Source organism: uncultured Nitrospira sp., from assembly GCA_902500695.1.
Classification (GTDB): domain Bacteria; phylum Nitrospirota; class Nitrospiria; order Nitrospirales; family UBA8639; genus Nitrospira_E.
Genome location: CABVRQ010000026.1, coordinates 39,612 through 48,086, shown reverse-complemented (window position 1 = coordinate 48,086; position 8,475 = coordinate 39,612). Strand labels below are relative to the sequence as shown.

At 49.7% G+C, this 8,475-nt stretch carries 6 protein-coding genes and 2 riboswitches; of the genes, 1 reads left to right on the top strand and 5 read right to left on the bottom strand.

Going from position 1 to position 8,475, the window contains the following annotated elements; genetic code table 11:
* Positions 1 to 143: 143 nt before the first annotated feature.
* Positions 144 to 1,139 carry a DNA-3-methyladenine glycosylase I gene (locus AAH187_RS08825; protein ID WP_342348083.1) on the bottom strand — a complete coding sequence of 332 codons (996 nt, stop codon included), beginning with the start codon at positions 1,137 to 1,139 and terminating at the stop codon, positions 144 to 146.
* 220 nt (positions 1,140 to 1,359) lie between these two features.
* Here AAH187_RS08825 and AAH187_RS08820 point away from each other — a divergent pair, with 220 nt between their 5' ends.
* Positions 1,360 to 1,905 (top strand): hypothetical protein, encoded by a 546-nt coding sequence (locus tag AAH187_RS08820; protein ID WP_342348082.1) that lies wholly within the window; start codon positions 1,360 to 1,362, stop codon positions 1,903 to 1,905.
* Between the two features lie 111 nt (positions 1,906 to 2,016).
* Here AAH187_RS08820 and AAH187_RS08815 read toward each other — a convergent pair whose 3' ends face one another.
* The 4 genes from AAH187_RS08815 to AAH187_RS08800 all read right to left on the bottom strand — a co-directional run.
* Complete coding sequence (locus AAH187_RS08815) at positions 2,017 to 2,382, bottom strand: hypothetical protein (protein ID WP_342348081.1); 366 nt, start codon at positions 2,380 to 2,382, stop codon at positions 2,017 to 2,019.
* Positions 2,383 to 3,183: 801 nt separating this feature from the next.
* Entirely contained in the window at positions 3,184 to 4,089 is a 906-nt protein-coding gene (locus AAH187_RS08810; protein ID WP_342348080.1) for a fibronectin type III domain-containing protein, read from the bottom strand.
* Between the two features lie 67 nt (positions 4,090 to 4,156).
* A riboswitch (cyclic di-GMP riboswitch) is annotated at positions 4,157 to 4,238 on the bottom strand.
* 924 nt (positions 4,239 to 5,162) lie between these two features.
* The gene (locus tag AAH187_RS08805) at positions 5,163 to 7,133 is read right to left on the bottom strand and encodes an FG-GAP-like repeat-containing protein (RefSeq protein ID WP_342348079.1); all 1,971 of its coding nucleotides are present in this window, start codon (positions 7,131 to 7,133) and stop codon (positions 5,163 to 5,165) included.
* A 67-nt stretch (positions 7,134 to 7,200) separates the two neighbouring features.
* Positions 7,201 to 7,282, bottom strand: a riboswitch (cyclic di-GMP riboswitch).
* Positions 7,283 to 8,165: 883 nt separating this feature from the next.
* The coding region (locus AAH187_RS08800; protein WP_342348078.1) for a VCBS repeat-containing protein at positions 8,166 to 8,475 on the bottom strand (310 nt) is incomplete at its 5' end.

Genomic DNA, 8,475 nt, shown 5'->3' with positions numbered 1-8,475 from the left:
TCCCAGTGCTATTGTTTTGATTTGCTGGTAGGAGACCTTGGCCAAAGTGGGCACATAGGCCAGCGAGCATCTCGCGACATCTTTTTGGACAACGGTCTTCATGCGTTCCGGGCCAAAGCTCTTGTGGGTTGGGAATGACGTCCTCATTCATAATGCAGGGAGAGATAGGCTTTGAGGGCGACGGCATTGTTGCATTCTTGATTTTTTGCCCCGAAGAGAAAGGTGACTGGACCCTCTTGAATTCGTTGCCAAAGCTCCTCGACTGCTTTGGGTTTTTGCTCAAGTTCTTTTGCGTAACGTATTTGAAATTCTCCCCATCGCTTCGGTTCATGCTGAAACCAATGTCGCAACGCTGTTGACGGGGCAAGATCTTTTTGCCACAGATCAGCTTTTGCCGTCTCTTTTGTGAGTCCACGGGGCCATAGCCGGTCAATGAGAATCCGAAACCCGTCATCCGGGGCCGGGATGTCATATACTCGTTTGATTTTGATGGCCGGAAAATTACTTTTCTTCGGGACGATAGCAACTCGGGAGGAAGTGAGTGGTAGGAGGTTTGAAGGGTGTCGAAAGCAATCGGTGGTGTGGTCATTCACCAATCCGGCCGCTTGCATATGGGCGTAGATGACGGTACTCCCCACAAATCGAAATCCTCGTTTCTTGAGATCTTTTGAGAGGGCGTCACTCTGGGGAGTGGTGGCTGGAACTTGTGCCATTTCTTTCCAGTCATTGATTATTGGGGCACCTCCCACAAAATCCCAGATGTAGTGATCAAAGGATCCAAACGCTTCCTGAATGGTGAGAAATGCTTTGGCGTTCGTGATAGCTGATTCAATTTTGAGACGATTCCGGATGATCCCGGTATCTTGAAGGAGCACCGCTTTTTTTCTGGAATCAAAGCGTGCGACCTTTTCGGGATCGAATCCGGCAAACGCCCGACGATACCCTTCACGACGAAGCAGAATGGTTGACCAGGACAACCCGGCCTGCGCCCCTTCCAATGTCAGCATTTCAAAGTGGTGGTGGTCTTCGTGAACGGGGATTCCCCATTCTTCATCATGGTAGGGAATGAAGTGTGGTTTCGTGCCTACCCATCCACAGCGGATGGGTTCTTGAATCTGTAAACGTGTGGTGCGTCCCATGTGAAATCAATGGCTTTCTGCTGAGTAACGTCTTTGTGCCCTGGCCTTAAACGATGAAAACCTCCGTGCAAGGGAAACTAGGTAAAGGCTATGAATTTCTGAACAGGGTGTCAATGGATCCTTCGGGACTTTTATTCTTCATTTCTTCAGTGTGAAGGCCTCGTTTGTAGGGCTACGTGAAGCCATGATAAAATTATGCATGTCTTTAATTAGGGGGGACATGAATACATTCATGGAGCAGTTCCCGCCAAAGACCTCCCGGTCAACTCGTTGGATCCTCGTCATGCTGGCCTGCTGTGTGGGTTTAGGGATGTCTATGGGTCATTCTCACACTTTCGCACAAGACTCGAATGTTCCCTGGGAATGTTCCGGATATTCTGGAGATGCTCAAACCCGATGCATGACCACGTTGATGGAGCTTCAGCACGAAAAAATCACCAAGTTGGAAGAGCAACTGAAAACACAGGAGGGGATTGTAAACGACCTTAAAGAGAAGATGGAACGTCAGGAAGCGTTAGCTATTCGTGACGCTCGGGTCTATAAACAAGATCCCCGATATCCGCCGCCGCCCTATGCCCCAGCCTATGCTCTCCCTAATGCTTCGTCCTATGCCTATGCGCCGTTGCCGCCCATCGGCATCTATCTTCAACCTCCCTGGCGGTACCCCGGATATTACGGCTATGGTCCAGGATATTGGGGTTATGGGCCTCCCGCATTAGGCTATAATTTCCGGTTTGGCGGAGGCCATCACCACCATCATCGGTAAGCATTAAAATCTTTAGTCTGCTTTTGGCATCTCCGGTTGCTTCGCGGGAGACGGATTTTTAGACGGCGGCAAGAACTGGCTCCCTGCCGGGTATTTTCATGGAAATCCGTTTCAATCCGGATCGCGATGGACGGTCTCCGGGGAAAATGCCAGGAGACACACCGCGATATACTCTGCCCCCTCAGGACCGGGGGTGCTATACCGCACCCATTCATTGCGATAGGCGATGACCGCCTGACCCGCATTCACTTCAATTACCCCTTCTTTAGTTTCCACTCGTAATTGCCCGGAAAGGACCAGGGTATATTCATCAAATTCAGGCGTCTGCCCAGGCTCTTCCCAGCCGGAAGGACTTTGCATGCGCGCGATGCTGATTTGGTCTGTATCGCAATTCACCCTTCCGATAAATTCGTCGATGAGTTTGGGTTTGTTCCCTGCAGGTTTAATCCTTGTGGGTTGCTCGATCAGTTTAGCCATACTGTCTTTGACCTCCTATTCGTGTCTTGAAAGGCGCATTGACTGAGTTTTTGCCTTCGCCAGATTTTACGTCGTGCCTACTGGCCTGACATCGTTCTCGTTTTTCTTGCATGCTTGGTGAATTAATTCCCTTGATATTGTCATTCCCGTTGCATTGTCATAGGGCCACAGAACATCCTGTGATCGGGACGAAACAAAAAATGATAGTTCGCTCGGGGTTGAAGAAATTAAATTGAAATCGTCCTATGTTTCTATCTCATAGTGGAAACGGTAAATGCACTAGGAAATCTATAATCTCTCAAAAAAAGCTTTTGAAGTCGTCTATACGTAATAACAAATAAACCGACAAGAGACAAATTTAGAATAGTCTCAGATAGCCTCTGGGAGGAAGAAAAAGGACGAGGCCGAATTCGAAATTGTTCAATTCAACCGATTGGACCCTGACTTTTGGCTTAAGGAATCGGTTGGAATGGGTGTGCGGACTGAGCGTGTGGCATGAACAAAAATACTAATGGGCTGTTGCGAGACTTTTCTGAAGGGGAAGTCGTTTTTCAAAAAAAACATTCAGAATGTAGTGGCCGGTTGGACTGCCTTACTCATCTATCATCCGCCATCCGCGCGGAGACGTCCGGTTCGTTACACCAGCTAAAGTCCTTTCTGGTATTCCGGACCGGACCCCTCAATTTTGAATCCACCGGATGGCCATCCGAAACCGTCAAAGGTCTTGTTTATTGCCATCGACAAGATCTCGGATAAATTTTTAGTCATGCACAGCACCTAGGGAATGGAGAAGCTTGTGAGTTATCTCGTTCGCCTGTGTCTTCCAGCATTTCTAGAGTCTTTGACAGATCTGGCCTGGGTATCCTTTGTGAAATTGGCGTTAACGGTCCTGTTTCCCGATAATGTTACGGAACAAGCTGCAGTTCCGGTACAGCTGCCGGACCATCCAGAAAATGTCCAACCATTTCCTGATATAGGGGTCAACGTCACCACGGTTTGATTTGGGTAGCTGGCTGAGCAACTTTGTTTTGGGCAATTAATGTTATTTGGGGTTGAGACAATAGTTCCATTTCCACTAACCGACACATTCAGTTGAGCTAACACCTGGGAAGGAGTGAACTGTAGGGGAGCCGACCATGCAGACACATTCCCGTTGGCATCCCGCGCCTTCACGGTGTAGTAATAGGTCATGCCCGGACTGGTCGCTTTATCCACATAAGCATTGGTTGAGGATTGCCCGATGACCACATTATTCCGGGCTACATCATAGCCGGTCACGCCGACGTTATCGGTGGAGGCTGTCCATGAAAAGGACACTTGAGTGTTGGATGTTGAATTCAACGTGAGATTGCCAGGCGTTGTCGGCATAGTGATATCGGGAATTTTCACACTCACCTCTTCTGAGGGGAGGCTTTCGTTGTTCGTCTGATCATATGCCGTGACTGTGAAATAATAGGTGATTCCCTGCGGCAGATTCTGAAACACGTATGATGGGTTGGGTCCGGTATTTTTTGTGGTGTGATAGGATCCTTGGGATGTCCCCATATACACATTGTATCCCATTAAATCCGGTTCCGGACTTGCGTCCCAACTTACTAGGATGGAAGATGCCGGGAAAGCGGGGCTAGTGAAGAATCCGATGAAAAAGAATGCAAGCCCGGCAATATTTTTGCTGGTAAAATTCAGGGGGATCATGTGTTGGGTCATACTCGACTCCTTGTGGTATTCGGACCGAAGTCCTCATCCTCTCCTCCCCCTGCGAATGACGTCTTCCTTCGGTGGCCGGACGATCAGGCGTGGGTCCCTGACTCCTGGCTTTGCGACCCTACTTCACAGTAGGTGTGCCGTTTCGGGAAGAGGATTTCATGAAATGGCGGACGTTTCTGCTACCGTCTGTTGCTCTGGTTTGTTACCTAGACCTCCAAACGGTCTGCCGAACTATATCGGACCTGTAAAGAAAAACTTTAGAGAGAGCAGCGTTGTGGAAGTACAAATATTTTATGAGAGAAAAATCTAAAAACCAACGAGATGAAAATGCAATTGAGGTAAAGAAATGAGGCTCGTTCCTGAGTTTTTTACATCTCTTTGTCCAAAGAAAATTTGATGTCAAAATCGGGAACATTAGAAACAAAAAGTCACGACACCTGCTAAGTAGAATAATATTGCGCGATCTCTCCTGGGGAAGGAATTGGGCTCTATTTTTCATTTCGAATGGGAACGCAATGTGGCATCGGTCACGGAGAGGACTTTTCCTGCATTCTTCCTGATTGCAAGTAGGTCCCTTCCTTGCGGAACGAGAAAATATATCCGCCTTAATGATTGCTTCAGGGAATGCTATCGCGGGAAAGGCGATGTCTTGCAGGTCGCTTTCTGCTAAGGGCTGGAATGAATGACAAAATTGAGGCGAGATTGATTTCCGATTTTCCCTGTTGTGCATGATGGAGTAGGAAAGGTTTTCCGATGTGCTCGAAATGGCCGCGTTTCAGGCCTAAGATAGAATTAGAAGTCTGCAAATAGTGTAGAAGCCGGGGCCGGGGTGAAAATTTCTGAAGAGTGGGAGAGAGGTGATTTCAGATGATGAGCTGGTAAGCGTGATTGTTGTTTGTGAGAGGGACCAACGTGCTGCTTTGCCCCTTCTGCAGTTGCCTTATTATTATTGCCGGATCATATGAGGCAAAGGTCTAGCCTCGTCCTCCCTGATTGGAAAATTTCGGGAGTCCATTCCCCAGGTTGTGCACGAGGCCAGGTAGCGTTGTCATTCTTGTGCTGTAATTTTCGTACTACTGAATTTCCCAGTCTGCGGAAGTGGTCCCGGGAAAACCCGTGGAAGTGATGGTCAAGCCGTTCATCAGCCATACCGCCACACCTCCATTGCTGGGGTTGCGCCAGATAACATCGGCTTTACCATCCCCATTCACATCATTCGCTCCTGCTATCTGCCATGCCACCGATACTGTCCCCGGGAATCCGGAGGAGGCAATCGCTGTTCCATTCATGAGCCATATCGCGGTATTGCCGTCTGTGGTGTTGCGCCAGAAGAGATCGGCTTTGCCATCGCCATTGGCATCCCCGACGGCATGGATGCCCCAAGTCGTCGGGACGCTGCCCGGAAAGCCGGTAGAAGTGATGGTTAAGCCGTTCATCAGCCAGATTGCCACCGTGCTGCTGGTATCATGACGCCAAATGACATCGGCTTTACCATCCCCATTCACGTCACCCACCCCGGCGATCTGCCACCCTAACGAGACACCAGCCGGGAAACCAGTGGAAACAATCGCCGTCCCATTCATAAGCCATATTGCGGTGTTGCCATCAGTAGTGTTGCGCCAAAGGAGGTCGGCCTTGCCGTCACCATTCATATCCTCGATGGCTTGAATGCCCCAACTCGTAGGGACGGTGCCGAGAAAGCCTGTGGAGGTGATGGTCAACCCGTCCATCAGCCATACGGCCACCGCGCCGCTGGTGTTATTGCGCCAGACAAGGTCGGTCTTGCCATCCCCATTTAGATCGCCCACTCCACTTATGGCCCATTCAATGGGCAATTGGCCCAGAATGTCCGAGGCTGCGACACTCGCCCCATTGAGCAGCCATCCGGCCACCTCGCCTGTCTTGGTATTTCGCCAGATGAGGTCGGCTTTGCCGTCCCCATTCAGGTCATGATTATTGAGATGGCTTTGATTCGTGTTCTGTCGTTGGACGATGACGGAATACATGCTCAAATCACTACCGGCATTGCCACCAAGGGTAATGGTCCCGACGGGGAAGGCCCGAGCGAAAAGGTGGAGGGTGGCGTCCGATGTGGCAAGGTCCTTGCCAGTATCAGTAAAGGTCGTCAACCAAGAGGGTTTGGAGGTAATACGAACGTCATGGGCGACATAGACCGTCACTGGTTGATTCACATTGAAGCTGAGAAATCCGGCGTTCGTGGCCGCTTTGTCATTGTTGGCGGTCCGTATAAAGGCGGCTCCCTCCACGCTTGCGGGTACTGTCGTAAACGTAAAAGAGCGGTCAATATACACCGTGGCCCCAACTTGGAGGGCTGCTGGGGGCACGACATAGGATTGCCTGCTGGCGACGGTCAGGTTGGATATTGTTAATGCAGGAGAGGTTGTATTGGATACGATAACGGTTACTGGTGTTGCTGTGGTCGTATTGCCTGTGGCATCGCGGGCTGTGGCTGTGAGAGTGGAAGAGCCATTTGACACGGTGGTGGTATCCCAGGATAGCGAGAAGGGTTTAGTGGTATCTTCTGGCCCCAGATTGTTTCCATTGATTCTGAATTGTACACCCACCACCCCAATGTTATCTGAGGCTGTGGCCGACACGGTAATTGTGCCGCTTAGGGGTGCGGAACTTTGCGGACTCATTATGGTTATCGTGGGGGGCGTGGTATCGGGAAGTGGGCCACTCCCACCCTGAGTTGGAATAGCGATTGCCACTTCCTGCGCGGGTTCACTGATATTTCCTGTTTGATCATATGCCGTGACCGTAAAATAATAGGTGCTTCCTTCCGGAAGGTTCTGAAAGATGTGCGATGGGGTGAGGCCTGCATTTTTCGTGGTGTGATAGGACCCTTGGGATGTCCCCATATACACATAATATCCCATCAGGTCCGGTTCCGGATTTGCGTCCCAGGTCAGTTTGATGGAAGAAGCGGAGAAAGCGGGGCTAGCGAGGAATCCGACGAGAAGTAGTGTCAGGCCTACCAAATGCGTGCTTGCGAAACCCAGGGGAAGCAGATGTTTGACCATACTCGACTCCTTGTCGTATTCGGATCAACGCCCTCATCCCCTTCTCCCCCTGCGATTGACGTCTTCCTTCGGTAGCCGGACGATCAGGGGTGGGTCCCTGACTCCTGGCTTTGCGACCCTACTTCACAGTAGGTGTGCCGTTTCGGGAAAAGGATTTTATGAATTGGTCAACTTTTTTCTAATCCACCGTTTCCATTTTTCGTTATCTACACCCCTAAACGGTCTGCCGAACATTTCGGAGAAGTAAGGGAAAACTTTAGAGAAGACAACATTGGGGGGAGGGAAAATCTATGCAGAGGAAAATCGGAAAATATAAAAAAACCGAGCAGAATGATCATGGGAATAAGGCAAGGAAATTAAACCTGGTTAGCAAAGGAGGGGACGGAAGGGCACGCTCTTAGCTGAATGTCTTCGTGGCCATGCCTAATGTCTACGGTTGAAATTTGGCAATTTTCATAACAATTTTTGATTCGATCAATACTCCATTGGTGAAATTTTTGCATTGTCCGGATGATGGACAATGCTGGCAACTGCAACCAAGAAAAATAAAAAACGACAAGTACCGTCATGCCCACAGGTTGTTCTCCAGAGGGTTTGGATTGTTAGCATCAATTTTATCTGCTGATTCGCACATGCTCACACCAGCTTGGTGGCTACGCCGAACATCCTCTTTTGGTGTGAGAAAAAACTGCGCACCACTTTTCTTGGGAAAGACTATGCCTGGCAAGTGACGTGCTGCCAACAGCGAGCAGGTGTAACGAGTTGAATGGCAGACAGAATCACGATTATCACTACTGGGCAGAATGGACGAAGGGATATTTCTTATGGTGTTCGAAAGCCTTGCGTCCCACAGGATGGATAGAATGCTGGATGTCGTTTTGACGAAGATATAATGTAGACGAGAGAATTCTTCCAGATCGGGGAGAAAATTTTTTATGCGAGGGAAGCGGGGAGGGGATTTTTGTTAAATTCTCTTCGTGAGGTTGCCCATGAGGCCATTCCGTGGAGTGGTCGAGTGTTTTTTATTGGCAATTACTGAATTTCCCAGTCCGTGGAAGCGGAACCGGGAAAAGTCGTAAAGGTTAGGGTTACCCCGTTCATCAGCCATACCGCCACAGCTCCATTGTTGCTGTTCCGCCAGATGATATCGGCCTTACCATCTCCATTCACATCTTCTGCTCCCGCTATCTGCCATGCCACTGATACTGCTGCCGGGAAGCCTGAAGAGGCGATTGCCGTTTCATTCAGGAGCCATATGGCGGTGTTGCCATCAAGGGTGTTGCGCCAGACGAGATCGGCTTTGCCATCGCCGTTGAGATCCCCGACGGCCTGAATATCCCAA